The sequence below is a fragment of the Methylocystis echinoides genome (genome assembly GCF_040687965.1).
GTDB lineage: Bacteria > Pseudomonadota > Alphaproteobacteria > Rhizobiales > Beijerinckiaceae > Methylocystis > Methylocystis echinoides_A.
This window is the reverse complement of record NZ_CP156084.1, coordinates 146,539-172,881: the sequence shown is the minus strand read 5'-3', so window position 1 is coordinate 172,881 and position 26,343 is coordinate 146,539. Positions and strand designations below refer to the sequence as shown.

21 protein-coding genes and 1 pseudogene are annotated in these 26,343 nt (G+C 66.1%); 13 read left to right on the top strand and 9 right to left on the bottom strand.

All coding sequences use genetic code 11. The features are described from left to right. Positions 1 to 59: 59 nt before the first annotated feature. Positions 60 to 1,010 carry a thiamine-phosphate kinase gene (thiL, locus tag RVU70_RS00860; protein WP_363349217.1) on the top strand — a complete coding sequence of 317 codons (951 nt, stop codon included), beginning with the start codon at positions 60 to 62 and terminating at the stop codon, positions 1,008 to 1,010. Positions 1,011 to 1,175: 165 nt separating this feature from the next. Further along, complete coding sequence (locus tag RVU70_RS00855; RefSeq protein ID WP_363349216.1) at positions 1,176 to 3,368, top strand: sodium-translocating pyrophosphatase; 2,193 nt, start codon at positions 1,176 to 1,178, stop codon at positions 3,366 to 3,368. Between the two features lie 53 nt (positions 3,369 to 3,421). On the opposite strand, the gene RVU70_RS00850 is transcribed toward RVU70_RS00855, so the two are convergent. Together RVU70_RS00850 and fdhF are read right to left on the bottom strand one after the other, a co-directional pair. Further along, a complete protein-coding gene (locus tag RVU70_RS00850) occupies positions 3,422 to 3,715 on the bottom strand; it encodes a formate dehydrogenase subunit delta (protein WP_363349215.1) in 294 nt (97 codons plus the stop codon). Next, a pseudogene (gene fdhF, locus RVU70_RS00845) lies at positions 3,712 to 6,571 on the bottom strand (formate dehydrogenase subunit alpha). Before fdhF ends, RVU70_RS00850 begins: the two are co-directional and overlap by 4 nt. Before the next feature lie 273 nt (positions 6,572 to 6,844). Between fdhF and RVU70_RS00840 the strand changes: the two are divergent. Next, entirely contained in the window at positions 6,845 to 8,878 is a 2,034-nt protein-coding gene (locus RVU70_RS00840) for an NAD(+) synthase (RefSeq protein ID WP_363349214.1), read from the top strand. 61 nt (positions 8,879 to 8,939) lie between these two features. Here RVU70_RS00840 and RVU70_RS00835 read toward each other — a convergent pair whose 3' ends face one another. Both RVU70_RS00835 and RVU70_RS00830 read right to left on the bottom strand, forming a co-directional pair. Continuing rightward, positions 8,940 to 9,113 (bottom strand): DUF1328 domain-containing protein, encoded by a 174-nt coding sequence (locus RVU70_RS00835; RefSeq protein WP_363349213.1) that lies wholly within the window; start codon positions 9,111 to 9,113, stop codon positions 8,940 to 8,942. A 158-nt stretch (positions 9,114 to 9,271) separates the two neighbouring features. After that, the gene (locus tag RVU70_RS00830; RefSeq protein WP_363349212.1) at positions 9,272 to 10,129 is read right to left on the bottom strand and encodes a D-amino-acid transaminase; all 858 of its coding nucleotides are present in this window, start codon (positions 10,127 to 10,129) and stop codon (positions 9,272 to 9,274) included. Positions 10,130 to 10,311: 182 nt separating this feature from the next. On the opposite strand from RVU70_RS00830, the gene RVU70_RS00825 reads away from it, so the two are divergent. Both RVU70_RS00825 and RVU70_RS00820 read left to right on the top strand, forming a co-directional pair. Beyond that, positions 10,312 to 11,715, top strand: a complete 1,404-nt coding sequence (locus RVU70_RS00825; protein ID WP_363349211.1) for a hypothetical protein — start codon at positions 10,312 to 10,314, stop codon at positions 11,713 to 11,715. A gap of 2 nt (positions 11,716 to 11,717) precedes the next feature. Next, a complete protein-coding gene (locus RVU70_RS00820) occupies positions 11,718 to 12,773 on the top strand; it encodes a M14 family metallopeptidase (protein WP_363349210.1) in 1,056 nt (351 codons plus the stop codon). Between the two features lie 64 nt (positions 12,774 to 12,837). On the opposite strand, the gene RVU70_RS00815 is transcribed toward RVU70_RS00820, so the two are convergent. Beyond that, positions 12,838 to 14,241, bottom strand: a complete 1,404-nt coding sequence (locus RVU70_RS00815; RefSeq protein ID WP_363349209.1) for a DUF1254 domain-containing protein — start codon at positions 14,239 to 14,241, stop codon at positions 12,838 to 12,840. Positions 14,242 to 14,296: 55 nt separating this feature from the next. Then, a complete protein-coding gene (locus RVU70_RS00810; protein WP_363349208.1) occupies positions 14,297 to 15,247 on the bottom strand; it encodes an endonuclease/exonuclease/phosphatase family protein in 951 nt (316 codons plus the stop codon). Positions 15,248 to 15,387: 140 nt separating this feature from the next. Between RVU70_RS00810 and RVU70_RS00805 the strand changes: the two genes are divergently transcribed. The 6 genes from RVU70_RS00805 (at position 15,388) to RVU70_RS00780 (ending at position 21,931) form a co-directional block, all read left to right on the top strand. Further along, positions 15,388 to 16,077 carry a Crp/Fnr family transcriptional regulator gene (locus RVU70_RS00805; protein ID WP_363349207.1) on the top strand — a complete coding sequence of 230 codons (690 nt, stop codon included), beginning with the start codon at positions 15,388 to 15,390 and terminating at the stop codon, positions 16,075 to 16,077. Positions 16,078 to 16,168: 91 nt separating this feature from the next. Then, on the top strand, positions 16,169 to 16,501 hold the full coding sequence (locus RVU70_RS00800; protein WP_363349206.1) for a polysaccharide deacetylase: 333 nt from the start codon (positions 16,169 to 16,171) through the stop codon (positions 16,499 to 16,501). 187 nt (positions 16,502 to 16,688) lie between these two features. Continuing rightward, positions 16,689 to 18,020: a tetratricopeptide repeat protein gene (locus RVU70_RS00795; protein WP_363349205.1), complete on the top strand. Its 1,332-nt coding sequence runs from the start codon at positions 16,689 to 16,691 to the stop codon at positions 18,018 to 18,020. Positions 18,021 to 18,031: 11 nt separating this feature from the next. Continuing rightward, positions 18,032 to 18,913, top strand: a complete 882-nt coding sequence (locus RVU70_RS00790) for a FecR domain-containing protein (RefSeq protein ID WP_363349204.1) — start codon at positions 18,032 to 18,034, stop codon at positions 18,911 to 18,913. Between the two features lie 109 nt (positions 18,914 to 19,022). Continuing rightward, on the top strand, positions 19,023 to 21,239 hold the full coding sequence (locus RVU70_RS00785; RefSeq protein WP_363349203.1) for an adenylate/guanylate cyclase domain-containing protein: 2,217 nt from the start codon (positions 19,023 to 19,025) through the stop codon (positions 21,237 to 21,239). Beyond that, a complete protein-coding gene (locus tag RVU70_RS00780; protein ID WP_363349202.1) occupies positions 21,218 to 21,931 on the top strand; it encodes a hypothetical protein in 714 nt (237 codons plus the stop codon). The genes RVU70_RS00785 and RVU70_RS00780 overlap by 22 nt, the downstream gene beginning before the upstream one ends. A gap of 2 nt (positions 21,932 to 21,933) precedes the next feature. Here RVU70_RS00780 and RVU70_RS00775 read toward each other — a convergent pair whose 3' ends face one another. Then, positions 21,934 to 22,404, bottom strand: a complete 471-nt coding sequence (locus tag RVU70_RS00775; protein ID WP_363349201.1) for a CinA family protein — start codon at positions 22,402 to 22,404, stop codon at positions 21,934 to 21,936. A gap of 310 nt (positions 22,405 to 22,714) precedes the next feature. On the opposite strand from RVU70_RS00775, the gene rpsU reads away from it, so the two are divergent. Both rpsU and RVU70_RS00765 read left to right on the top strand, forming a co-directional pair. Further along, on the top strand, positions 22,715 to 23,014 hold the full coding sequence (gene rpsU / locus RVU70_RS00770; RefSeq protein WP_363349200.1) for a 30S ribosomal protein S21: 300 nt from the start codon (positions 22,715 to 22,717) through the stop codon (positions 23,012 to 23,014). A gap of 32 nt (positions 23,015 to 23,046) precedes the next feature. After that, positions 23,047 to 23,265: a hypothetical protein gene (locus RVU70_RS00765; RefSeq protein WP_363349199.1), complete on the top strand. Its 219-nt coding sequence runs from the start codon at positions 23,047 to 23,049 to the stop codon at positions 23,263 to 23,265. A 275-nt stretch (positions 23,266 to 23,540) separates the two neighbouring features. Here RVU70_RS00765 and RVU70_RS00760 read toward each other — a convergent pair whose 3' ends face one another. After that, the gene (locus RVU70_RS00760; RefSeq protein WP_363349198.1) at positions 23,541 to 25,034 is read right to left on the bottom strand and encodes a bifunctional UDP-sugar hydrolase/5'-nucleotidase; all 1,494 of its coding nucleotides are present in this window, start codon (positions 25,032 to 25,034) and stop codon (positions 23,541 to 23,543) included. 116 nt (positions 25,035 to 25,150) lie between these two features. After that, the gene (locus RVU70_RS00755) at positions 25,151 to 26,143 is read right to left on the bottom strand and encodes a L,D-transpeptidase (protein ID WP_363349197.1); all 993 of its coding nucleotides are present in this window, start codon (positions 26,141 to 26,143) and stop codon (positions 25,151 to 25,153) included. Positions 26,144 to 26,343: the final 200 nt, after the last annotated feature.

The following is a 26,343-nucleotide window of genomic DNA, read 5'->3' as shown; positions in this document are numbered from 1 at the left end:
CCGCGGGGAGAGGGCAGGGCGGGGCCAGACAGGCCGGTCAGGGAGGGGGCGCAGGCGACATGACGGGGCGCTATAGCGAAGACGAGCTCATCGCCCGCCTGTTCGCGCCCATCGCCGGACCGGCCGGGCTTGGGCTCGAAGACGACGCCGCGCTGCTGCCGGCGTCCTCCGAGCCGATGGTCGCGACGACCGACATGATCGTCGCCGGCGTGCATTTCTTCGCTGACGACCCCCCTGCCCAGATCGCCAAGAAGGCGTTGCGCGTCAATCTCTCCGACCTCGCCGCCAAGGGCGCCGCGCCCGTCGGCTTCTTGCTGTCCCTCGCCTTGCCGCCTGACTGGACCAACGACTGGCTCGCGGCCTTCGCCACCGGTCTCGCGGAAGACGCCGCCCTTTACGGCGCGCCGCTCATCGGCGGCGACACCGCGTCGACGCCGGGGCCGCTGACGATCTCGGTCACGGCGCTCGGCCGCACGTCGCGCTTCGCGCCGCGGGCCGGGGCGCGGCCAGGGGACGCCATCTTCGTCTCCGGGACGATCGGCGACGCCGCGCTGGGCCTGGCCGTGCGGCGCGACCCCGCGCTGGCGGCGCGTCTCTCGCCGGCGGCGCGCGACTGGCTCCTCGACCGATATTTGCTGCCGCGCCCGAGGCTCGACCTCATCGAGACGGTTCGCGGCGGCGCGAGCGCCGCCATGGACGTCTCCGACGGACTTGTGGGCGATCTGGCCAAGCTTTGCCGCGCCTCACGGGTGAGCGCTCTCGTCGAGGCGCCGCTGGTTCCGCTCTCGACGGCGGCGCAGGAGGCGATCGGGCTCTCGCCCAGCCTTTTCGAGACGGCGTTAACGGGCGGAGACGATTATGAAATTCTCTTTGCCGCCGACCCCGCCTATAGGCCTCCGCAAGGCGTCGTCCGTATTGGCGCGATCGTTCCCGGCGCGGCGGCCCCGGCAATTCTCGACGCCTCGAAAACACAAATGATTTTCGGAAAAACCTCTTTCAGTCATTTTTGACCCGCCATTGCCGCTCTGCCCTGTTTCTGGCAGAAAGTCCGCGGAAATTCGCGGCGGCCCGGGCCGATTCGTCGGCGCGGACGCTCTTCCTTTTTTCCCTGTCGCGCGAACCTCTCGCGATCCCGTCCGGCCGCCCTCGGCCGAGAAACGAAAAGGCGAACCCTTATGGTTTTGTTTCTGACCATCGTCTTCGGACTGATGTCCGTCGCCTACGGCGTAAAGACGTCGCAGGAGCTGCTGAAGGCCGATCCCGGCTCGCAGCGCATGCAGGAGATTTCCGGCGCCGTGGCTGAAGGCGCGCAGGCCTATCTCAACCGCCAGTACAAGACCATCGGCATTGTCGGCGGCGTGATTTTCGTGCTGCTCGTCATCCTGCTCGGCTGGGCGGTCGCTTTCGGCTTCGCGATCGGCGCGGCGCTCTCGGGCGCGGCGGGCTATATCGGCATGAACGTCTCGGTGCGCGCTAATGTCCGCACCGCGCAGGCGGCGACGCAGTCGCTGGCGGGCGGCCTCGACATCGCCTTCAAGGCGGGCGCCATCACCGGACTTCTCGTCGCCGGCCTCGCGCTGCTCGGCGTCGCGGTCTATTATGCAATCCTCACCTGGTTCGCCGGCTATACGGCGGCCGACCGCGTCGTCGTCGACGCGCTGGTGGCGCTCGGCTTTGGCGCCTCGCTGATCTCGATCTTCGCGCGTCTCGGCGGCGGCATCTTCACCAAGGGCGCGGACGTCGGCGCCGACCTCGTCGGCAAGGTCGAGGCGGGCATTCCCGAGGACGATCCGCGCAACCCGGCGACCATCGCCGACAACGTCGGCGACAATGTCGGCGACTGCGCGGGCATGGCGGCCGACCTCTTCGAGACCTATGCGGTCACCGTCGTCGCCACGATGGTTCTGGCCTCGATTTTCTTCGCCGGCCAGGAAGGGCTTTCCAGCGCGGTGCTCTATCCGCTCGCCATCGGCGGCCTCTCCATCCTGACCTCCATCGCCGGCACCTATTTCGTCAAGCTCGGCGAGGACGACACGGAGTGGGGCAAGTTCGCGGCGCCTTATTTCGCGAAGATCGGCCTCAAGAACGACTCGATCATGGACGCGCTCTACAAGGGCCTCATTGCGGCGGGCGTTCTGTCGATCGTGGGCCTGTTCCTCGCGACGCTGTTCACCGTCGGCCTCGGCGAGGTCGGCAAGGTCAATGGCGAGCCGATTCACGGCATCGGCCTGTTCGTCTGCGGCGTCATCGGCCTGATCGTGACGGGCGCCATCGTCTACATCACCGAATATTACACCGGCACGGGCAAGCGCCCGGTCGTGTCGATCGCTCAGGCGTCGGTGACGGGCCATGGCACCAACGTCATTCAGGGCCTCGCCGTGTCGCTCGAGTCGACTGCCGCGCCGGCCGTGGTGATCGTGCTCGGCATCATCCTCACCTATAATTTCGGCGGCCTCTATGGCACGGCGATCGCGGTGACGACGATGCTCGGCCTCGCCGGCATGATCGTCGCGCTCGACGCCTTCGGCCCGGTGACCGACAACGCCGGCGGCATCGCCGAAATGTCGGGCCTGCCGAAGGAAGTCCGTCAGTCGACCGACGCACTCGACGCCGTCGGCAATACGACCAAGGCGGTCACCAAGGGTTACGCCATCGGCTCGGCGGGCCTCGGCGCGCTCGTGCTGTTCGCAGCCTATACGAACGACATCAAGCACTTTGCGGCGACGGGCGTGTCCTTCTTCAAGGGCCTCGAGAACATCGACTTCAGCCTGTCGAATCCCTTCGTCGTCGCGGGCCTGATCTTCGGCGGCCTCATCCCCTACCTCTTCGGCGGCATCGCCATGACGGCGGTGGGCCGCGCGGCGGGCTCGGTCGTGGAGGAAGTGCGCCGTCAGTTCAAGGAGAAGCCCGGCATCATGGACGGCTCCGCCCGTCCGGATTACGGCCGCGCCGTCGATATGCTGACCCAGGCGGCGATCAAGGAGATGATCATCCCCTCGCTGCTGCCGGTCGCGGCGCCGCTGGTGATGTTCATCGTCGTGCTGCTGCTCGGCGGCGGCAAGGCCAACGCCCTCGCTGCGGTGGGCGCGCTGCTCCTCGGCGTGATCGTCAACGGCGTCTTCGTTGCCATCTCCATGACCTCGGGCGGCGGCGCCTGGGACAACGCCAAGAAGTCCTTCGAAGACGGCTTCATCGACAAGGACGGCGTGAAGCACCTCAAAGGGTCCGAGGCGCATAAGGCGTCGGTCACCGGCGACACCGTCGGCGACCCCTATAAGGACACCGCCGGCCCGGCCGTGAATCCGGCCATCAAGATCACCAATATCGTCGCTTTGCTGATGCTCGCCATTCTGGCGCATTGGGGCTGATCGAAAGCCAAACGCGTGACGTGAAGGGCGGGGGAGACCCCGCCCTTTTTCGTTCAGGCCTTCGGCGGTCCGTAATAGCCGGGCTTTTTCTGCGTCTCGTCCACGAGCAGCTTGGCGCCGTCGATCACATGCGGCGCGAGCCCCGCGCCGCCGGCGTCGATCAGCGCCAGAAGTTCCTCGCGCATGCGCGGATCCCAATAGGTCCGCAGGTGATTGCGAATGCCCTCGGCGCGCCGCTCCGGCGGATAGGGCGCGAAGAAGTCGCCGATCTGATTGGCCATCAGTACGATGCGGTCGAGCGCCATCACGGGGATGTCGCCGCCCGTATTCTGCTGAGTCACGCTCATTCCGCCGGCTCCAGTTCCTCGATGCGCGGTTTCGCGGCGTCGCGCGCCACATCGGCCGCGGGGCCGTTCGTGCGCACGACGTCGACGGCCGTCACCTTGTATTCGGGGCAGTTCGTCGCCCAGTCAGAGAGATCCGACGTGACGGCGTTCGCCTTCGATTTCGCATGGTGGAAGGTCGTATAGACGACGCCCGGATTGACGCGCTCCGAGATCTTCGCGCGCAATTCGATCTCGCCGAAGCGGCTCGAAACCTTCACCCAGTCGCCATCCTTCACGCCGCGCGACATCGCGTCCTGCTCATTGATCTCAAGAATGTCTTCGGGGTGCCACATCGAGTTCGGCGTGCGCCGCGTCTGCGTGCCGACATTGTATTGCGACAGGATGCGGCCCGTGGTGAGCAGCATCGGATATTTGTCGTTGGTGCGCTCGGCGGTCGGCACATATTCGGTGAGCATGAAGGTGCCGAGACCGTTGGCGCGCGGGAACTTCTCGCGATGCAGGACCTCCGTGCCCTCGGGCGCTTCCTCGTTGCAGGGCCACTGCGCAGAGCCTATTCGGTCGATGAGCGCGAAGCTGATGCCGCGATAGTTGGGCGACAGCCGCGCGATTTCGTCGAGCACCTCGCCGGAATGGGCGTAGGAGACGTTGTAGCCCATGGCGTTCATGAGCTTGACGGTGATCTCCCAGTCCTGCAGGCCGGCCAACGGCTCGATCACCTTGCGCACGCGCGACACGCGGCGCTCGGCGTTGGTGAAGGTGCCGTCCTTCTCCAGCGACGACGAACCGGGCAGGAAGATATGGGCGTATTTCGACGTCTCGTTGAGGAAGAGGTCATGGAGCACGACGCACTCCATGTTCTTCATCGCGGCGATGACGTGGTGCTGGTTCGGGTCGCTCTGCACCGGGTCTTCGCCCATGATGTATATGCCCTTGAACGAGCCGGCGACGGCGGCGTCGAGCATGTTGGGCAGGCGCAGCCCGGGCTCCGCGTCGAGCGTCACGCCCCATTCCGCCTCGAAGCTGGAACGGGTGGCGTAATCGGTCACGAAGCGATAGCCGCTGAAGACATGCGGCCAGCTGCCGAGACAGCTGCCGCCCTGAACGTTGCCCTGGCCGCGCAGCGGGTTCACGCCCACGCCCTCGCGCCCAAGCATGCCGCAGGAAAGGCCGAGATTGCCGAGGCACATCACGCCCGTCGAGCCCTGCGAATGTTCGGTGACGCCGAGGCCGTAGTAGATGGCGCTGTTGGGGCCGCCGGCGTAAATGCGCGCGGCCTTGCGGATGTCGTCCGGATCGACGCCGGCGAGCGGGCCGATGACCTCCGGCGCATATTTGTCGGAGCCGACAAGCTCCTTCCAGTTCTCGAACTCGTTCACCTCGCAGCGCGCGCGCACGAATTCCTCATTGTAGAGCTTCTCGCGCACGATGACATGGGCGATGCTGTCGAGGATCGCGACATTGGTGCCGGGGCGGATGGCGAGATGCACGTCTGCCTTGCAATGCGCCGATTCCACCGTCTCGGTCTTGCGCGGATCGATGACAATCAGCTTCGCGCCCTGGCGCAGGCGGCGCTTCATCAGCGAGCCGAAGACCGGATGGCCTTCCGTCGGATTGGCGCCGACGACCATGATCACGTCGGCCTGCAGGATCGAGTCGAAGTGCTGGCTCGCCGCGCCGGCGCCGACCGTGTTCGTCAGGCCAAACTGCGTCGGCGAGTGGCAGATGCGGGCGCAATTGTCGATATTGTTGTTGCCGAGAACGGCGCGCGCGAATTTCTGCGTGAGGAAGATTTCCTCATTGGTGCAGCGCGAACTGGAAACCGCGCCGACGGACTTCACGCCGTACTTGGCCTGGATACGCTTGAACTCCTTCGCGGCGTAGGCGAAGGCCTCGTCCCAGGAGACCGGCGTCCATGGTTCGTCGATCGAGGCGCGGATCAGCGGCGTGCGGACGCGGTCGGGATGGTTGTAGTAATCAAAGGCGAAGCGGCCCTTGATGCAACTGTGGCCATGGTTCGCCTTGCCTTCCTTCCATGGCGTCATGCGCACGATCTTGCCCCCGCGCGTCTCGGCCTTGAAGCCGCAGCCGACGCCGCAATAGGCGCAGGTCGTGACGACCGATTTTTCAGGCTTCAACGGGTTCGGCATGGACATACTCTCCTTCGAAGAGGCTCTTTTCCACCAGCGCGTGGCTGGGGCAGGCTTGCACGCAAGCGCCACAGCTCACGCATTCCGATTGAAAGAACGGCTGATCCTGGCTCGCGACGACTTTGGAGTCGAAGCTTCGGCCTGCGATTGTCAGCGCGAAAGTTCCCTGCACTTCGGCGCAGGCGCGCACGCATCTGCTGCACACGATGCATTTCGCCGGATCGAACAAGAAATACGGGTTCGACGCGTCAATGCCGGCGCTGAAGTGGTTTTGCCCTTTGCCGTAAGGATGCGAAGCCACGCCCTCGGCCTTCAGCGTCTCGTGAAATTCGCTCCAGCCGCCGTCGACCTCGCTTGGCGGGAAGTCGGAGAGATAGAGCTCCAACACACCCTTGCGCAGACGCTGCAGCGTTTCCGTCTGCGTGCTGACCTTCATGCCGTCGACGACCGGCGTCGTGCAGCTCGCGGGAAAGCCGCCGCGTCCCTCGATCTCCACGAGACAGACGCGGCAGCTCCCGAATGGCTCGAGCATGTCTGTCGCGCAAAGCTTCGGGATGGCCCGTCCCGCCGCGGCCGCGGCGAGCATGACGGAGCTGCCGGCCGGAACCGTCACGGAAACGCCGTCGATTTCCAAAGTGACCGGCGCGCCGTCGCGCGGCGGGGTCCCGTAATCAATGTCGTCCTTCAAGGCGCGCAGTTCGGACCACATTCGCGAAACCTCCCCGTTTAAAACGGCGCCGTCGGAGGCCGGGCGCCTCTCCGTTTGCGCGCCGGCAAGACGCGCCTCTTTTTTAGAACTCTTCAAAAAGGCAGTGTAGCGAGGGAAGTCGGCGGGAAATCATAGAAAAAGTGAAATTCATTCTTCGTAAAAACGGATGAGTCGGGCGGAGCGGCGCGGCCCTATCCCCGCGCGGAACATGACAGGCGCCGCCGCTTCCGGCATTATGGCGGCCCATTCCTCGGGCCGCTCCCGCGCAAGTTCATGACCCACCCCTTCTTCTCGCTCCACACGCATGGCTTTGTTCGCGCCGCCGTCGCCTGTCCGAGCGTGCGTGTCGCCGATCCCGCCTTCAACGTGGCGCGCACCATCGAAATGGCGGAAGACGCGCATCGGCGCGGGGCTTCTCTCGTGCTGTTTCCGGAGCTTGGCCTCTCCGCCTATGCGATCGACGATCTCTTGCAGCAGGAGGCGCTGCTTGGCGCGGTCGAGACGGCGCTCGCCACGCTGCTCGCCGCGTCGCGGTCGCTGCATCCGGTGATCGTCGTTGGCGCGCCGCTGCGCCATCAGGGCCGACTTTACAATTGCGCCGTCGCCATTCTCCGCGGGCGCCTGCTCGCGGTCACGCCGAAAACCTATCTGCCGAATTACCGTGAATTCTACGAGCGCCGTCATTTCGCCTCGGGCGCTTTCATTTCTGGAGAAGAGATCGCGGTCGCCGGAACGCGCGCGCCTTTTGGCTCGGACGTCCTGCTCGACGCGCGCGACTTCCCGGGTCTCGTCGTCCACATGGAGGTTTGCGAGGACGTCTGGGTCCCGATCGCGCCTTCGGCGCGCGCGGCGCTTTCCGGCGCGACGGTGCTGCTCAATCTCTCGGCGTCCAACGCCATCGTCGGCAAATCCGATTATCGCCAGACGCTGTGTGCGTCCCATTCGGCGCGCTGCCTCGCCGCCTATCTCTACTCGGCCGCGGGGCAGGGGGAGTCGACAACCGATCTCGCCTGGGACGGCGAGGCCGTGATCTATGAGCAGGGCGATGTTCTCGCCCGCGCGCCGCGCTTCTCGGATACGCCGCAGCTCGTTGTCGCGGATATCGACCTCGGCCGCCTCCTGGCCGAGCGCGCGAGGCAGGGCACCTTTGGCGACTGCGCCGATGTCGAAGCGGGCGCCGTGCAGTATCGCCGCGTCGGCTTCGAGATCTTGGCCCCGTGCGACGTCGATCTCGGGCTTTTGCGAGATGTGCCGCGCTTCCCCTTCGTGCCGAATGACGAAGCGCGGCTTGCGGAACTCTGCTTCGAGGCCTTCAACATTCAGTCGCACGGGCTCGAGCAGAGGCTGCGCGCGGCTGGGATCAAAAAGGTCGTCATTGGCGTGTCGGGCGGGCTCGACTCGACGCAGGCCTTGCTCGTCGCCGTCACGGCGATGGAGCGGCTCGGTCTGCCGCGCGAAAACATTCTCGCTTATACGCTGCCGGCCTTTGCGACGAGCGACCGCACCAAGAGCAACGCCTGGGCGCTGATGCGGGCGCTGGGCGTGTCGGCGCAGGAGATCGACGTCTCGGCCGCCTGCCGACAGATGCTCGAAGATATCGGCCACCCCGCCGCGCGCGGCGAAACGGTGTATGACGCGACCTATGAGAATGTGCAGGCGGGCGCGCGCACCTCGCTGCTGTTCCGCCTCGCCAATTTTCATGACGCCATCGTCATTGGCACGGGCGACCTCTCGGAATTGGCGCTCGGCTGGTGCACCTATGGCGTCGGCGATCAAATGTCGCATTACAACGTCAACGCATCTGTGCCGAAGACGCTCATCCAGCATCTCATCCGCTGGTGCGCCCGCGACGCGCGCTTTGGCCCTGAGACGGTCGCCGTGCTCGTCGATATTCTCAAAACCGAAATCTCGCCCGAACTCGTCCCCGGCGAAGAGGCGCAGCGCACGGAAGCTTTCGTCGGCCCTTACGCCCTGCAGGATTTCAATCTGTTTTACACGACGCGCTACGGCTTCCACCCAGCGAAGACGGCGTTCCTGTCCTGGCGCGCCTGGCGCGACGCGGGTGCGGGCGAGTGGCCTTCGGTCATCGCGGAGAGCGACCGCTGCGCCTATGATCTGCATGAGATCAAGCATTGGCTCACAGTCTTCCTGCGGCGCTTTTTTGCGACGAGCCAGTTCAAGCGCTCGGCGCTGCCCAATGGGCCAAAGGTGAGTTCGGGAGGCTCTCTCTCGCCACGCGGCGACTGGCGCGCGCCGAGCGATTCATCGGCGGAGGCGTGGCTCGCCGGCCTCGACGACATTCCGTAAAAAAAGGACCGGCCAACGCCGGTCCAGTTGGGAGCACCAAGAGAGAAAAGCGCCTGTCCCGTCAGGCTCGGCGGACGAATCCGATGACCGCCGAGATAACGAAGAGGGCGAGCGCCACCCAGAACAGAATCCGGGCGCCTTCCATCGCCGTGCCGGCGACTCCGCCAAAGCCAAAGAACGCGGCGATGACGGCCACGATGAGAAACAAGATCGCATAGTGCAGCAGGCTGCCCATGTTGACCTCCGTGGGTGAAACCTAACTCGCAGGCACAACGCGCGCTTGCCAGCAGTGTTCCAACATGAACGCGACGGTCGCCACAAAAAGACGGCCAGGGGCGCCGCGGCGTCCCTGGCCATCAACCTCCCGACCACGCGTAGCGCACTACGCGGCGGTCAGACCGCGGTGGCGCGTGCGAAATTGAGATAGATGGCGCGCAGCCGCTTCGCTCTTTCGCCAGGAACGCCCGTCCCCACCGGGCGCCCGTCAATCGAGACGACCGGCAGAACGAGATTGGATGCGCTTGTCAGAAAGGCTTCCGCCGCCTCCTGAGCTTCAGCCACTGTGAAGGGCCGTTCCTCGACCGATAATCCTTCTTGATCTGCGAGCGCCATCACGGCGCGGCGCGTGCAGCCGGGCAGGATCGCCGTCGAATTGGGACGCGTGACGATGGCGTCCTGCTTGGTGATGATGAAGGCCGTCGAGGACGAGCCCTCGGTGACGAAGCCTTCCTGATCCACCATCCAGGCTTCCTGACAGCCGGCTTCCGTCGCCGCCTGTTTGGCGAGCACCTGCGCCAGCAGGGCGACGCTCTTGATGTCGCGACGCGCCCAGCGCAGATCAGGGACTGTCAGGATCTTGACCCCAGTCTGCGCCGCGGGGGAGGCGAGAATATTCTTTCGCTGCGCAAAGGCGACGAGAGTCGGGCGGGCGTTGTTCGGGAAGGAGAAATCCCTTTCGGCCGCCCCGCGTGTGATCTGGAGATAGACGAGCCCTTCGTCGATCCCGTTGCGCGAGACGAGCGCGCGCTCGATCTCGACGATCTCCGGCATGGGCGCGGGACTGGTGAGCCGCAGCGCGTCGAGCGAGCGCTGAAGCCGCGCCAGATGCGCCTCATTGTCGACCAGCCGGCCGTCGATGACCGCCGCGACTTCATAGACGCCGTCAGCGAAGAGGAAACCGCGGTCGAGGATCGAAACTTTGGCGTCTTCGAGCGGCGTGAACACGCCATTGACATAGGCGACGTCGGACAAGCGGGCTCTCCTGTTATTCTGATTCGTCTCTTAGCGCGGCCTTTCGTCTTGCGGTAGGCGGCAAGACGTGAGCTTTGCAGATTCTTCGCCACGACGAGAGCGGGGAGGGGTTCGCGACGCATCGTCGCGCCTGCTTCCCCGACTCGCTTCTAGGTAATAGAAGGGGGCGAGCGGGAGGCGTCGTGGGCGAGGAAATCAGGGCAACCGGATTTACCGGCGAAGACAAGGTCCGCTTCAGGGCCCGGCTCGCCGAAGAGACCGAAATGGCCCGCGCTCTGTTCGCGGCCGGCAAATTTTCGCGCGCGGGCCACATGCTCGGCTTCGAAGTCGAGACCTGGATCGTCGATCACAATTACTTTCCGGCGTCCATCAATCAACTGCTGCTGGAGACGCTCGCGAACCCGCTCGTCGTGCCGGAGCTGTCGCGCTTCAATCTAGAGCTGAACTGCGATCCGCTGCCGCTCGAAGGCGACGCGCTCGGCCTGGCGCATGACGCGCTGACCGAGGTGTGGCGGCGCTGCAACGACGCCGCGCATCGCCATGACGCCAATCTCGTGCTGATCGGCACGTTGCCGACGATCCGCGACGAGGATCTGACGCTCGCCAATATGTCGCCGCTCAACCGTTATTACGCGCTCAACAGCGAGGTGCTGCGCATGCGCGGGGGCCGGCCGCTCAAGGTCGACATATTGGGTCGCGAACATCTCGTCTCCGAGCATCGAGACGTGATGCTCGAGGCCGCGACGACCTCCTTTCAGGTGCATCTCAAGGCGCCCGCCGATCTCGCGCATCTCTATTACAACGCCTCCATCGCCGGCTCCGCCCCCATTCTCGCGGCAAGCGGCAATGCGCCTTTCCTCTTCGGCAAGGCGCTGTGGGAAGAAACGCGCATCCCGCTCTTCGAACAGGCGGTGGACGTCCCCGGCCCGGCGCGCGTCTGCATGGGCTCGGGCTACGCGCAACAATCGCTGCTCGAAATCTTCGAGGAGAACCTGCGCGACTATGACGCGCTGCTGCCGATCCACTTCGAGGACGAACCGGCCGCGATGCGCCATTTGCGCCTGCACAATGGCGTCATCTGGCGCTGGAATCGTCCACTGATCGGCTTCGACGCCGATGGCGCGCCGCATTTGCGGGTGGAGCATCGCATTCTGCCGGCCGGCCCGACCTTCGTCGACATGATGGCCAACGCCGCGCTCTACCTGGGGCTCGCCCGCGCGCTGGCGGTCCAGGGCGACAATGGAACGGGCGGCCTCTCCTTCGAGGAGGCGCGGCGCAATTTTTACACGGCGGCGCGTCATGGGCTCGACGCCGTGCTCACCTGGCCGGGGGAGGGCGAGATCGGAGCCGACCGGCTGCTCACGGAGCGGCTGCTTCCGTTGGCGCGGCAGGGGTTGGACGACCTCGGCGTCACGGACCCGCGCGGCTATCTCGACGTGATCGAGGCGCGCGTGCGCTCCGGACAGACCGGCGCGGCCTGGCAGCGCAAAGCACTCGACGCCTGCGACGGCGACCTCTATGCCATGATGGCCGCCTATTGCGAAGGACAGCGCAGCGGCGCGCCCGTGCATGAATGGGACTTGTGAGAATGACTGTGATCGACGCGCCCTGCGCGGTGATGGATCGGCTGCCGGGAGGCTTTCTCGACTGCCCCGCCAATAGACTGAGCGAAATCCTTCCTGGCCCCACGCTGTTCGATCTGCCGGGGCGCGATCCGCATCCGCTGTTCGTTTCGACCTTGCTGCATGGGAACGAGTATAGCGGGCTCGAAGCGATGCAGGTGGTGTTGCGCCACCATGCGGCGCGGGGGCTCAACCGTTCGCTGCTGCTCTACATCGGCAATGTGCGGGCGGCGGCGGCGAATGTGCGCACGCTGCCGGCCGAACGCGACTACAATCGCGTCTGGCCGGGCACGCTCTATCCGGACGACCCGCAGGCGGCGACGGCGCGATGGGTCTATGATTTCGCCGCGGCGCGCGGTCTCTTCGCCAGCATCGACATTCACAACAACACCGGCTTCAATCCACATTACGCCTGCGTGCGGCGGCTGGAGCCCAACTTCATCGCGTTGGCGCAGCTCTTTTCGCGAACCGTGGTGCATTTCCAGCGCCCCGTCGGCACGCAGGCGGCGGCTTTTGCCAATCTTTGTCCCGCGATCACCGTCGAATGCGGCAAGGCGGGCGCGGGCTCGGCGACCGAACATGCGATCGAGCTCGTCGAAGCGGCGCTCTCCATTACCCAACTGCCCGAACATGCGCCGTCCGCGCATGACGTCGATCTCCTGCGCACCTTCGCCATCGTCAAGCCGCCGGCCGGATCGACCTTTTCCTTTGACGGGTCGCCCGCGGATTTCATGTTCCGCTCCGATATCGACCGTCTGAACTTCAGCGAACTGTCGCCGGAGGCGACTTTCGGCGTCGCCCGCGCCGGGATGAAACTCGACATCCTGCCCGGCGACGGCGACCACCCGCCGCCGGAAGATTGCTTCGCCTATGACGGCGGCGAGATCAGGCTGACATGCCCCGCCATCCCCGCCATGCTCACCGTCGACCCGCGCGCGGTGGAGCAGGATTGCCTGTGCTATCTGATGCACCGCATCGGCATGGACGGCGCGCCGCTTCAAGCTGCAAGCCCCTCACCCTGACCCTCTCGCCGCGCGCGGGGACAGGCGATGGCGGCTTGCGGACGGCGTATAAGGAGAGGCGCGCTTATTGGCCCCGTCGGATCGCAGGCGGCGCCCAGCGGCCGTCGAGCGCTTCCGGCTTTGGCGCATAAAGCCGCATGGTGACGCTGGGGCCGCCCGACGCTGGCGCGGGCAGCCAGTTCGCCTCTCTGTCCGGCCCCGGGCTCGCAGGCTGAATATAGATATCCAGCGAACCGTCTGGATTGTAGGCCAACGGGTCGCGGTCGCCGATGGCAAAGCGGTTGATCGGGTTCGGGATCTGAAAGCCCTTGTCGTCATACATGGTGAGCGACCAGAAAGCCTCGACCGGCGGCAATTCGCCTTTCGCGAAATGCAGCACGTAGGGGCTTCCGCCCTTGAGCGGCTGGCCCTCGCTGTCGGCGAGGTTGAACGGGTAGATGGCGTCCTCCGGCTGGTTGGCGCCGAGGCCGATCTGCGCAACGATGGCGCGCTTCAAATAGTAATCGCCATAAACGCCCATTGTGTCGGTGTTCATCTGCCAGCCGTTGACGACGCGGGCGAGCGTCGGCGTCTTGGCCTTCATCTCCGCCAGCGCATCGACGCGGGCGCGCTCCAGGGCGGCCTTGATTTTCGGGTCCGCCTTCTCGCCGTCGAAACTCTTCCCGGGTTCGATCCCGAGGCGCTTCAACCGCGCGATCTGCGACCAGTCGGTCACATGCGGCGGGTTCGCCTTCATGAGCTCCGCCCCATAACCGAGGAACTTTGCCGCCGGCATGGAATCCACCTGCTCCATGGGCGGCGTCTTCATGTCGACGCCAGGATCGGGCTTGAACGGGGCGGCGGGCTTCTCCGGCTTGCCCCAGCGCGAGAGCGGCGTGAGCTTGTAGCCGTCCTGCACCTCGTGAACCGCCGCGTAATCTTTCGGCCCGTTGGTTTGTGTGCGGCCGACGACCCACACATAGGGGGTCGGCGCGTCGATCCGCTCGACGTTTTTCGGCAGTTTGCCCTTCCAGCCCTGCGGCGTGATCGCGAAATGGCCGGCGGCCGTTCCCGTCGTGCGCTTGCCGGGCGAGGCGAAAACGTCGGTCCACATGTCGAGGAGCGGCAGCAGATAATAGCGCCCCTTGGTGTCCGGGGCCGACATGACGATGGGCTCCTTGGTCAGATCGAGCCAGGCGATCGAATAGAGCGTGTCGAAGTTGGGCCGCACGACGTCGTGGAAATCGGCGGGCGGATATTCGCGCACATGGGCGAAGGCGTTCATCGGGCCGGCGCCCGGCTTTTTTCCGGGCTCCACATTGGTCATGACCTTGCGGGTCACATCCATCGTGACGAGCGGGTAGAAATAGACATAGGCCTCCTTGCCGATCTCATAAGCGTCCTGCTCGGTGAGCGGCTCCGCGGCGCGAGCGACGGAGACGAGCGACAAAGCCGCGACGAACGCGGAAAACTGGATTGTGAATTTCATGTGGCTCTCCTTGCAACCAGCAAAGCTTACAGGTTGAGGCCGTCAGCGCAACCAGTCACAGAGACAGCCGCGCCACGATCGGCGCATGGAGCGAGCCGAGGATCGGGTCCTGCGCAAAGACCTCGTCCTCCAGGCCGTCGTTGAGAATGCGCGTCTCGCGCCAGCCCTTGGCGAGAGCGTTGGAGACGAGAATATGGTCGATGAGCCTGGGCCGGCCGGCATGGATCACCGTGAAGCGCTGCGTGGCGTCGACGCAGACTTCGAGCGGCGTCAGCGCGCGCGGCCCCTGCTGCGTTTCATTGTCGCCGCCGCGCAGCAAGCGCGTCGGCGCGTCGTACTCGTCGGCGTTGAAATCGCCGCAGACGGCGAGACGCGCCTCGGGTTCGGCGTCGAAAATCGTTTCGATGAAGAGACGCGCCTCCAGCGCCTGCCCCTCGCGCTTTTGCGCCGCGACGAATTGCCCTTCGACCTGCGACTTGCTCGAGCCTTCCCCGCGCGCGGTGGCGACGGGGGCAGGGCGCGGCGCGCGCAAATGCAAATCGAGCACATGCAGGAGCGTCCCGTCTGGCGGTTCGATCGCGGCATAGAGCAGCGGCCGATCCCATTCGATGAGAATAGGCTCGGGCGCGACGTCGCCGTCGCGCGGCGGCGGCCATGACCAGCGCTGGACGATGTCGTGATGAATTTGCCGCGCTGTTCGAATCGGCCAGCGACTGAGGAGCACGAGGTTGTGAACGTCGGCGGGCGCGTCGGTTCCCGGCCGTACGCTCGCGGCTCGCGCGTAATCGGCGTAAGGCGTTCCGGCCAGCAGCCGCTCGAGCGCGAGATAATCTCGCGGCGCGTGCTTGTGCGGCTTTTGCGCGCCGACCTCCTGCAGGCAGAGCACGTCGGCGTCGAGCGCGAGAAGAAGCGGCAGCAGCGCCGCCCGCCGCGCCTCGAACGCCGCCGTACGCGTCGCGGCCCAGTCGAGGTTTTCGAGATTGAAGGTCGCGAGCCGCAGATCCATCCGCTAATTGTCGCGCGGCCGGCCCCATCGCGCCAGAGAGCAATGGCGACGCCTGCGCCAAAAAAACGCCCCTCGACGGCGCGGCCCTTTGCCGGCACTATGTCGCGCCCCTCTCGTCATCTTTTCCCGGAGCGTTTTCCGTGTCGGTCTTCGACGGCATTCCTTTTTTCGCCGGACTCGATTCGGCGCGCGCCGAAAGCCTCGGCCGCCAATGCGTCCGCAAGCGTTATGACGAGGGGGAGCTTGTCCTCGACTTCGAAGACCCGTCGGAGGACGTTTACTTCATCGTGAGCGGGGACGTGCGCGTGCTGGTCCGCACGGCGGCGGGCAAGGAGATGATCCTCGGCGATTTCGGCCCCGGCAAATTCTTCGGGGAAATGGCGGCGATCGACGGCGCCAAGCGGTCAGCCAACGTCACGGCGCTGACCAACGCCGAGATTATGCTCGCCCCGCCAGGGGTCTTTCGCGACATCGTGCTGCACTCGCCGGAAATTTCCGAGCGGCTGATGCGTCTGCTCACGGCGCGCATACGCGAACTCAACATCCGGCTGTTCGAGCGCTCCGTGCTGGATTTGCGCCACAGGCTCTATTCCGAGTTGTTGCGCATGTCGTCGCCGCGCAAGGGGCACGACGGCCAGGCGATCATCTCGCCGCCGCCCTTCCAGCATGATCTCGCCGCGCGCATCGGCTGCCGTCGCGAGCAGGTCAGCCGCGAGCTCGGCGCCATGATCGAGGAGGGCACAGCCGAGAAAATCCGCGGCGGCCTTGTCCTGCTGCGCCCGGCGGTGCTCGAAAAGCGCGTGCGCGACGCGATGAACGAAGCGGAGTGACGCGTGCGCTCGCGCACGCACGCGCTCTCCGCCAACCCCTATACAGGGTCTAGCTCGCATTATTCGAGCAATGACCTTTGGAGGGGTTGTGATGAGCATCCAGTTGACGCCCATTGCGCGCTGCCAGGAAATCGCCGGGCTCGGCCCGCATGAAATCATGCTCGGCGCGGTGCCGGGCGAGAAGCACGAGCGTCTCCTCGCCCGTTATTGCCGCAACCGGCGCTCGGCTGCTCTCGCGCGTACCGCGATCGTCGCCGACATTCGCGCCGCTGTGACAGATGGCGCGACGCGGGAAGCCGCCGATCTCCTGATCGTGCTGCGCCGGCTTCTGTCGCAGCCTGCGTCGTCTCGCCGGCCGCCCTGCGCGCGCCGCCCGCTCGGCAGGCGCCGCCATGGTCGAGCTGTCGCCTTGGCGCAACATTGAGTTTTTCTTTGCTGCGGGGCTCGAGTCCCGAAAAGCGTTGTCGGCAATTAATTCTTCTTAAGCTGAAAAAGAGATCTGCGACCAGATCGGCGCTCGTCCAGCGCCTGGGCGCTCATTGCAAAGATTAAGGCTGCGGGCGATGATTCCTTCGTTGTGAAGGGGGCGCCCGGTGCTTTCTCTTAGAGCTTTGTCGGCACAGGTTCTGACGGCCGTCTTGATCGTCGGGGCGCTTCACGCGCCCGCGGTCGCGCAGGACAGCGACGCGGAGCGCGATCGCCTCGCCGCGCATATTCAGAGCCATCCCGAGGACGATGCGGCGACCTACCGCTTCGTCGTCCTCGCGACCGAGCTCGAGGACTATGAGGGCGCCGTCGGGGCGCTCGAACGGCTGTTGATGTTCAATCCCGATCTGTCGCGGGCGCGCAAGGAACTGGGGTTTCTTTATGCGCGCCTCGGCAATTGGGACATCGCCGCGCAGCATCTGCGGGAGGCGCGCGAGAGCGAGAGCCTCGACGCCGTCCAAAAGGCCCAGATCGACGCGCAGCTGCCCGACATCGAGAAACGCGCGCAGCCGAGCCGCCTGTCGGTCCGTCTGCATTCGGGTTTTCGGGCGCAGTCCAACGCCAACTATTTCCCCGCCAATAATCTCTTCCAGGTTGGCGGCGCGGGGCTCGTCGCGCCCGGCGGACCGGCGCGCGACGTCAATACGTTTCAGCTCGTCGAGGCGCAGCACGAATATGAATTCGGCGCGCGGCGCGGCGACCGCCTCGAAACGCGCGGGACCGCTTACGCCACGCAGCAGTTCCGCTTGCCGCAATACAGCGTGGCGCTGTTTTCCGGCTCGATCGGCCCGCGCTTTTTTCTCCCGTCGAGCGCGTTGAGCGGTCTGTCGGTCAGGCCTTATCTCGCGGGCGTCGTCTCGCTGCTCGGCTCGGATAATTATCTCAACGCCGGCGGCGCGGGCGCGAGCTTTCGCGCCGAGCTGACGCCCGACGCCTGGCTGGAGCCCGGCGCCGAATGGCGCAGCCTGTCGGTCGCTCCGACGCGCGGCTTCTTCGGCGTCGCGCCTTCGGCGACATTGTCGACCCTAGCGTCGGGCGACGCCGTGACCGGTTATGTGAGCGGCGGCTATGCGTTCTTCGACACGGTCCGGCTCGAAGGGCGCTTCGGTTACACGCGGGCGAACGCCTTTTACGTCGCGCAGAGTTCCGACCAGATCGACGCGCAGGCGCTGCTGAGGCTCGAGGTCGATCCGCTGCATCCGATGTTCGGGCGCCGCTGGACGATCGCCCCTTATGCGCGCTTCACCCATCTCTCCTTCGACGCGCCAAATCCGCTCGTCTCGCCCTTCGTCGCGCGACGCGACTCGGCATGGACGTACGGCGTCATGCTGGATGCGCCCGTGACCGCCATGCTCGGCTTCGCCGGCAATCTCGAATTCTCCCGCAACGACTCCAATCTGCCGAACTTCCGGACGCAGAACGTCTCGGTCTCCTTCGGCCCCACGGCGAAATTCTAGGGAGACCGCTCATGTCCACAATTCAAAGATTCGCGCTCGCCCTCGCGCTCTTGCTGCCGGCCTTGCCGGCGGCGGCGGAAAAAGTCGGCAACGTCGGGGCCGCCAACCCGGCGGCTTTCGGCGCGCCGCCCGGCGCCGCGCGGCATGCGCTCGCTATCGGCCTCGGCGTCGAAAAGGGAGAGCGCATCGACACTTCGGCCGAGGGCAGCGCGCAAATCATCTTCAACGATTCCTCCACCATGACCGTCGGACGAAACAGCTCGGTCGCCATCGACGACTTCGTCTATCAGGGCGGCGCGGGCGGCCAGGGCGTGCGGCTCGCCAGGGGCGTCATGCGATTCGTCGGCGGCGGCGTGAGCCATGGGGCCGGCGCGACGCTGAATACGCCGACGGCCGCGGTCGGCGTCCGCGGCGGTTCGCTTCTCCTGCGGATCGGCGGCGACTGCGGAACCCTTGTCGTGCATCAGGTCGGCGTCATCGAGGTGCGCGGAGCCGGCGGCGGGTCGCAAATCCTTAACCGTCCCGGTTTCGGCGTCTGCGCCGCCGGGGAGGGCGTTTCGGAGCCTTTCCGCGTGCCGGGCGAGACCATCGCCGCCATTACCGCACAAATGGCCAGCCGTCGCGGACAATCGGGCGGAGCCCGCGGCCGCCACTCAAACGAGAGCGCGGCCGCGCTCGGAGATCACGCGCCCGCGAGCGTGGAGCCGCCGCCGGGGCTCGAGGCGCTTGCGCCCGTCTGGGCGGGCGGCGCCCTGGTCCAGAGCAGCGCCAATGCGACGAATCAGCCTGCGCCGCCCCAGCCGCGCGCCGCGCCTCGGGACGCGCCCGAGACCCCGACGGGCCATTACACCCACTCCTATCCCCATCGGTCCTATTCGCACGGGAAGGACTGAAGCTTTGCGCCTCGGAGCGCGGCCTTGGTCTTGTTGAAGGGCGCAGCGTGAACTAGCGTGGCCAAAAAGCAGGTTGGCCGCGCGCTTGCGCCATGTTCACGGACCCTCGATGCGATCGCGCAAACATATCTTCGTCGTCGCGGCTGTGCTTGCCGGCCTGTTGACGCTGCCCTGGGGCTTGTTGCAGCCCCGCCTCCTCGACGACCTGCGCAACATGGTCTTCGATTATTATCAGCGGCTGTCGCCGCGCGTCTACGACCCAGAGGCGCCGGTCCGCGTCGTGGGCGTCGACGAAGAAAGTCTCGAGGCCTATGGGCAGTGGCCCTGGCCGCGAACGCGCATCGCTGCGCTGGTCGACCGCCTGAGCGAATTGGGCGCGGCGGTGGTCGCCTTCGATTTCGTTTTCGCCGAGCCGGATCGCGCCAGCGCCCGCATGCTCGTTGAGGCCTTGCCCGACGCCAAGCTGCGGGCGGATGTCGCGCGGCTCGTGGCGAAGGCGCCGGATAGCGACGCCCTGTTCGCCGATGCGGTCGGGCGCGGACCGGTCGTGATCGGCGCCACGCTGGCGGCGCAGGGCGCAAAGTCTTTCCCGGCCAAGGGGGGCGTGGTCTCGGCGGGCGACGACCCGCTGCCCTTTGTCTATGAATTCCCGGGCGCCATTTTGCCGCTTGCCGCGCTGATCCAAAAGGCGAAGGGCGTCGGCGTCACCAACTGGCTGCCCGACCGTGACCTCGTCGTGCGACGCGTGCCGCTGCTGTTGCGCGTCGGCGAGTCGCTTGCGCCGTCGCTCGCCCTGGAGGGCTTGCGCGTCGCGCAGGGGGAGCCGAGCATCATCGTGCGCTCCTCGAACGCCAGCGGCGAGACCGCCTATGGCGCGCATACCGGCGTCAACGCCGTAAAGGTCGGCGCCTTCGAGATCGCCACGGGGTCGGCGGCCGACGTGCGGCCGCGTTACGCCTTCAGAGATTCGCGGCGGACTCTTTCCGCCAAGGCGGTGCTGGAAGGCCAGGTTCCGCGCAGCGAAGTCGAAGGGCGGATCGTCTTTGTCGGCGCGCTCGCGATTGGCCTCGGCGACGTTCGCGCGACGCCGCTGGAGCCGGTCGTCCCGGGCGTCGAAGTGCACGCCCAAATCCTCGAAGCGCTCACCAGCGGCGCGCTGTTGTCGCGCCCCGACTGGGCGCCGGGGCTGGAAGTCGTTCTCTCTTTTCTCGCGTTTCTGGTGACGATGCCGCTCTTGTTCCTCGCGCCTTTGTCCGTCTCCACGCTTTACGCGCCGCTTGCCGTGGCGGGGCTTTTCGGCGGCTCCTTCTACCTTTTCGAAAAATACGGGATGTTGATCGATCCCGCCTATCCGAGCCTCGTCGTCATCGGCACTTATATCGTCGGCGCCGTCACCCTGTGGCGCTCCGAAAATTCAGCGCGACGCCAGGTGCGCAACGCTTTCGGCAAATTCGTCGCGCCGGCGGTCGTCGACCGCCTCGCCGAGAATCCGAAATTGCTCGTTCTCGGCGGAGAGACGCGCGAATTGACCGTGCTGTTCTCCGACCTGCGCAACTTCTCCGGCCTCTCCGAAGGCATGAGCGCGCGCGAGCTCACGCAGTTCATGAATGATTATTTGACGCCCATGACCGACGCCATTCTCGAATGCGAGGGCACGGTCGACAAATATATGGGCGACGCCATTCTCGCCTTCTGGAACGCGCCGCTCGACATCGCCGACCATCCGCGCAAGGCGCTGAAGGCGGCGTTGGAGATGCGCGAGGCGCTGCTCGCCTTCAACGCGGCGCGGGCCAGGGCCGCTCAGGAGACGGGGCGTCCTTATGTCGAGGCGCGCATGGGCTGCGGCCTCAACCTCGGTCCCTGCAACGTCGGCAATATGGGCTCGGTGCGGCGATTCGATTACTCGATTCTCGGCGACAATGTGAATCTCGCCTCGCGGCTCGAGGGGGCGAGCAAGGCCTTCGGCACGGATATCATCGCCTCTGGCGCGGTGCGCGACGCGGCGCCCGACCTGGCTTGGCTCGATCTCGGCCGCATTGTCGTCGTCGGCCGCAGCGAGCCCACCCAGGTCTTCGCGCTCGCGGGCGACGCGCACTTTGCTACCTCGCAGCCGTATGTGCGCTGGCGCACATCGCACCAGGAAATGATGGCTGAATATGAGGCAGGTCGCTTCGAGGCCGCCGCGGCGCGCGCGGCGGAACTGGCGCGAACTCGTCCCGGCCTCTGGGCGAGCCTCTACGCGGCCCTAGAAAAGCGATATGCGGGCCTCGCCCGCGACGGCGTGCGGGAAGGTTGGTCCTCGGTATGGAATTTGACAAGCAAGTAGACGCCCTCGGCATCGATCCAATCATTGGGAAATATTGGTCGCTTTTGGCCTCCCGCCATGACGCCGACGCCTTCGACGCGCTGGACGCCGGCTATCGAGAGCCCCAGCGCGCCTATCACGCCTGGGGCCATATCGCCGACATGCTGGAGAAGCTCGATCGTCTCTCGCCACTCGCCGCGCGTCCCGACCTCGTCGCGGCGGCCATCTTCTGGCACGACTCGGTCTACCTCACCCGCGATCCCGATGGCCGCCCGCGCCTCGATCCTGAAAATGTCCGCGACAGCGCCGATTTGTTCGAGCGGCATTCGAGATTCGACGCCATGGAGGCGCAGGCGATCCACGATCTCATCATGGCCACCTCCCACCACATGAAGGCGAAGGCGCGAAAAGAGCATTACCCGGGCTTTGCGCGCGACCTCGACCTCTTCCTGGATCTCGATCTCTCTTCGCTCGCCGCGCCCTGGCCGGTTTTCCTCAAGAACCTCGACGATATACGGTTCGAGTTCGGCTGGGCGCCGGAGCAGGAGTTTTTCCTCGGGCGCACCAAGATGCTGGAGAGCTTCCTTGGCGGCGGCGACGCGCTTTTCCGCCTTCCCGAGACGCGCGCGCTTTGGCTCGACGCCGCGCGCGACAATCTCATCCGCGCCGACGCCGATCTGCGCTCGAAGATGGCTTGCCAGAAATCGGCGTAACGTCAGCGCGTGGAAGCCGCGAGAAGCATTTCGAGCGCCTGCCTCACTGCGCCCTCGCGAATGTCGCTTCGACTCTGCGGCCCGAAGCGGCGCTCGACATGCTCAGTCGGCGCCTCGCGCCGCGCCAGAGCGAAGTGAACGAGCCCCACCGGCTTCGCCGCCGATCCGCCGCCCGGCCCGGCGATCCCGGTGATGGAGACGGCGAGGTCGGCGCCGGAATGGGCGAGTGCGCCCTCGGCCATCGCCCGCGCGACCTCTTCGCTCACGGCGCCGTGGGCGAGGATCAGCGCTTCGGGCACGCCGAGCATGTCCTGCTTGGCTTTGTTGGAATAGGTCACGAAGCCGCGGTCGAAAATCTCGCTCGATCCGGCAACTTCGGTGATCGCTCCGGCGACGAGGCCGCCCGTGCACGATTCGGCCGTCGCCGCGACAAGCTTGCGCTCGCGAAGAGCGACGAGAAGTTTATTTGCCAAATCAAAGACTTGATGTTGCACGACAGGCCCGGGCTCGATGACGGCCGCAGCTTACACGCCATGGGCGTCCTCGAGCCATAGCCTTGATGCCGCCGCCCTGGCCAATCGCAATTATGGCTGGCGCTTGCCCGCGCATTGCCCTAAATAGAGCCGGCGGGGCCGTTCGACTGTCGAACTGGAGCCTCCCGCCCTCGAATCTTCCTGATACCCGAGTTCTCGCCATTTTCGCTTCGATGTCGGAGCATCGAGCGCATGGTTCGCGCCATCCCCCGAGAGCCGGGTTTCCTCTTTTTTGCAGATCGGAAAACTCGTGCAGGTTTTGGTTCGCGACAACAATGTCGATCAGGCCCTTCGTGTGCTCAAGAAGAAGCTGCAGCGCGAAGGCGTCTTTCGGGAAATGAAGCAGCGTCGCGCTTACGAGAAGCCCTCTGAGCGGCGCGCGCGAGAAAAGGCGGAAGCCATTCGCCGCGCCCGCAAGCTCGCTCGCAAGCAGGCGCAGCGCGAAGGCCTCCTGCCGGCGCCGAAGCAGAAGCCGCGCCCCGCGAAGCCCCGTCCGGCCACGCCCGCCTCGCCGACGCCGTCGCTCACGCCGGCCGCCGGCGGCTTCTGATCGTTCGCGGCCGCGCCGACAGGGGAGTCACCATGGCCCGCAAACCTGCGACGAAGAGCGAGTTCGTTCTCTTCGACGTCGTTTATGACGATGGCAGCCAACGCTCCAATCGTCGCGTTCCCAAGGAAGCGCTGGGCGGGCTCGACGGCGACGCGCCCGCACGCGCGATCCTCGAAGCCCAGGATCTCGAGATCGCCGAACGCTCGGGCCGACCGGCCGCGACGATCAAAACGGTGCGTCGCTCCTCGTGAGCGACCGCTCCTCAGATCTCGGCGGGGGCAATCCGCGACGATAGCGATCCCCCATGCGGCCATAATCCCTCCTCCGGCAGTCCGACCACGGTTCGGCTCGCCCGCGCGTTCAATATCGCCGCTGCGTCCGTGCGGCTGGTAGGAGTTGGGAAGAAAAGCGACGGACCCTGCGTAATCGTCGGCGCTCGAGGGCGGGGTGCAGAACGCGTCGGTAATGATGTATGTCGGCTCGGGGGCGATCGATCGCCGCGGGCTGACACGTAAGGGCCGTGCCATCACTCGATCGTGATCCGCCCGTCGACCGCCGGCGAAATGGCCCCCGCCTTGCGGATCGCCTCGATGACGACCGCGGAGAGCAGCGGCGCCGCGTCCTCGGTGACGAGCGGCCGGCCGCGAAGCAGGGCGTCATAGCCGTCCTTGCCGTTGGCGAGATAGTCGTTCGTCGCGATCCTGTAGAGCCGCTTCTCGTCGAGCGGCGCGCCGCCGATGGCGATGGCGAGGAGGCGCGAGCCTGGAACCGCGTCGCGCCGCAGCGCGAGACGCGCGCCGGAGATTTGTGCGAAGCGCCCCGCATCCTTGCCGAGCGCGCCATAGGCGCTCTCCAGCGCCGCGCGCAGATCGGCGCCGCTGAGTTCGATCGTCACGAGCCTGTTGGCGAAGGGCAAAGCGGCGAGCACGCTCTTTCGCGTCAGCGTCGCGCCGGCGGGGAGGACGGCGTCGCCGCGAATGGCCCCGCCGTTGAGAATCGCCACATCGGCGCCGGTTGCGGCGCGCATGGCGTCGGCGAGGTAGTCGCCGAGCGCGGTCTCGCGCGTGCGCACGCTCGCCTTGCGTCCATCCAGTTCTTTCTGCGTGACGCCGATCGGCTCGTCGAGACCCTTGTCCAGCCGGGCGCGAATTTCGTCGGCGCGCGCGGCGACGGCGGGGTCGGGCGCAACGTCCCCCGTATCGAGGATGCGGAACTTTGGCGACCACGCGACCTTGCGCGCGCCGGCGTCGGACACGGTAACGGCAAGATCGACGGCGACGAGCTGCGCGCCGTCGGCTTGCGTCTCGGCGATGACGGCGCGTCCGTCATAGGCGACGAAGAGATTGTGGTCGTGGCCGGAGAGGATGACGTCGATGAGGCCGGTCTTGGCGAGGCGCAGATCGTCCGTCCACTCGGAATGGGTGACCGCCACGATGAGATCGGCGCCCGCGTCGCGCAGCCGCCGCGCCTCCCGCCGCGCGGTTTCGATCGCCGGGAAAATGCGCAGCGTCTCCGTGTTCGAGCGTTCGCGCGACTCGTCCTCGGTCAGGCCGATGACGCCGATCCGCACGCCCTCCACGTCGATGATCGCGCTGTCGGCGAAGCCCGGCAGCGGACGCCCCGCGCCGTCGCGCAGATTGGCGGCGAGACGCGTGGCGTGCAACGCGTCCATGCGCGCGCGAAATACGTCCTCGCCGAAATCGAACTCGTGATTGCCCGGTGTGAAGACGTCGACGCCCACGAGATTGAGCAGTTCGACGATATGCGCGCCTTTGTCGAGACTCGAGAGAAGCGACGGCGACAGAGCGTCCCCCGCAAGCGCGACGAGGGTCGCTTTGGTCTTGGCGCGCTCCGCCTTCAAGACGCCCGAGACGCGCGCAAATCCCCCGCGCCCATTGCGCTCGTCCATCTCATAGATGTCGCTGAAGACGAGCAGCGTGAGATTGACGAGGCGCTCCGCCGCCGCCGATTCGCAAGACAGCGCGAGAAGGAAGAGGACGACGGCGAGAGGGCGGCGCATGAGTTGATCCGTGTCGGACGCAGGGGCGCATGTTGCCGCCCCGGCATGACAGTTTCAACGCCCGGCGGTGCAAGGCCCGCGTCCACCCCTCTCCCCGCTGGGGGAGAGAGGGGGAATCACCCCGTGGTGACGATGACGAAATCCTTGCCGCTGCGGCTGTCGGGCGAGAGGGGCGCGTCGGTGAGCACCATGGTCATGCCGGGGTGCATGCGCGTCTGCATCGCCTCGACGAAAGCGGGCTCGGCGCCGATTCGCTGCATCACGGCGTCGTCGCGCATCGCCGGCGACGCCGCGGCGCTGTGGGTGATGGCGCTCCACCTCAGGCCGCGCGCGTCATTGGCCGCGCCGTTCAAGACGAAGACATGCGAGCCGAGCGCGTCGCCGCCCTTGAGAGTGAGCTTGGAGCGCGCGACGACGCGGTCGTTTTCGATGAGCTCGATCACACGATCGGCGGATGAGACGATGACGCTCGTGACGGGATAGCTCTCCGCCGCCGCCCAGTCCGAGGGGTGCTTCTTGCCGTCGAGGCTCGAGACGACCTGCTCGAATTCCTGTTCGGCATAGCCCGAGAGCACCATGCCGGGATGCGTCAGCTCCCAGGGGTCGGTATGAGCGCCGGCGATGATGACCGGCGTGCCGATATGGGTGACGCCGAACAGCAGTTCCGAGAACTTCACCGGCAGGCGCACGCAGCCGTGCGAGGCCGGGTAGCCGGGCAGATTGCCGGCGTGCAAGGCGACGCCGGACCAGGTCAGCCGGTTCATATTGGGCATGGGCGCGTCGTCGTAGATCGACGAGTGATGATTCTTGTCCTTCTCCAGCACGACGAACACGCCCGTCGGGGTCGCATGGCCCGGCTTGCCGGTCGAGCAGGTGGAGACCGCTATTCGGATGCCGTTGCGATAAACGTGGACGCGCTGCTCGGGGATCGAGACGACGACCGACACCGGCCCCGTCTCGGCGCGCTCGGGATGCCAAGTATAGTCTCCGGGCTTGAGCTGCGCGATATCCTTCAGCATTTCGCCGGCAAAGGCCGGCCGGCCTGCGAAAGCGGCGGCGCCCACCAGTCCGAAAACAAAGCTGCGACGGGACGAATAAAGGATGCTCATAATATTTCTCCCCTGTTACCGGGACGTATCGCGCCAGTAACACGGCCGTATCGTTCGGCCAAGTTTCGGAATAAGGGAGAAGCGCATGGCTGTGCGTGCGCCCGCGCACGGGGCGAGGGGGAGGAGCGCCGATGAAACGGTCTCTCGACGTTTCCATCCCCCCCTCTTGCGGGGAGGGTGGCGCGCGCGGCGCGCCGGGT

Coding starts and splice junctions, on each gene's coding strand:
- RVU70_RS00780 (WP_363349202.1), top strand. CDS start 21,218: ATGGAATTTGACAAGCAAGTAGACGCCCTCGGCATCGATCCAATCATT.
- RVU70_RS00810 (WP_363349208.1), bottom strand. CDS start 15,247: ATGGATCTGCGGCTCGCGACCTTCAATCTCGAAAACCTCGACTGGGCC.
- RVU70_RS00835 (WP_363349213.1), bottom strand. CDS start 9,113: ATGGGCAGCCTGCTGCACTATGCGATCTTGTTTCTCATCGTGGCCGTC.
- thiL (WP_363349217.1), top strand. CDS start 60: ATGACGGGGCGCTATAGCGAAGACGAGCTCATCGCCCGCCTGTTCGCG.
- RVU70_RS00815 (WP_363349209.1), bottom strand. CDS start 14,241: ATGAAATTCACAATCCAGTTTTCCGCGTTCGTCGCGGCTTTGTCGCTC.
- RVU70_RS00755 (WP_363349197.1), bottom strand. CDS start 26,143: ATGAGCATCCTTTATTCGTCCCGTCGCAGCTTTGTTTTCGGACTGGTG.
- RVU70_RS00840 (WP_363349214.1), top strand. CDS start 6,845: ATGACCCACCCCTTCTTCTCGCTCCACACGCATGGCTTTGTTCGCGCC.
- RVU70_RS00760 (WP_363349198.1), bottom strand. CDS start 25,034: ATGCGCCGCCCTCTCGCCGTCGTCCTCTTCCTTCTCGCGCTGTCTTGC.
- RVU70_RS00785 (WP_363349203.1), top strand. CDS start 19,023: ATGCGATCGCGCAAACATATCTTCGTCGTCGCGGCTGTGCTTGCCGGC.
- RVU70_RS00850 (WP_363349215.1), bottom strand. CDS start 3,715: ATGAGCGTGACTCAGCAGAATACGGGCGGCGACATCCCCGTGATGGCG.
- RVU70_RS00790 (WP_363349204.1), top strand. CDS start 18,032: ATGTCCACAATTCAAAGATTCGCGCTCGCCCTCGCGCTCTTGCTGCCG.
- RVU70_RS00820 (WP_363349210.1), top strand. CDS start 11,718: ATGACTGTGATCGACGCGCCCTGCGCGGTGATGGATCGGCTGCCGGGA.
- RVU70_RS00765 (WP_363349199.1), top strand. CDS start 23,047: ATGGCCCGCAAACCTGCGACGAAGAGCGAGTTCGTTCTCTTCGACGTC.
- RVU70_RS00800 (WP_363349206.1), top strand. CDS start 16,169: ATGAGCATCCAGTTGACGCCCATTGCGCGCTGCCAGGAAATCGCCGGG.
- RVU70_RS00855 (WP_363349216.1), top strand. CDS start 1,176: ATGGTTTTGTTTCTGACCATCGTCTTCGGACTGATGTCCGTCGCCTAC.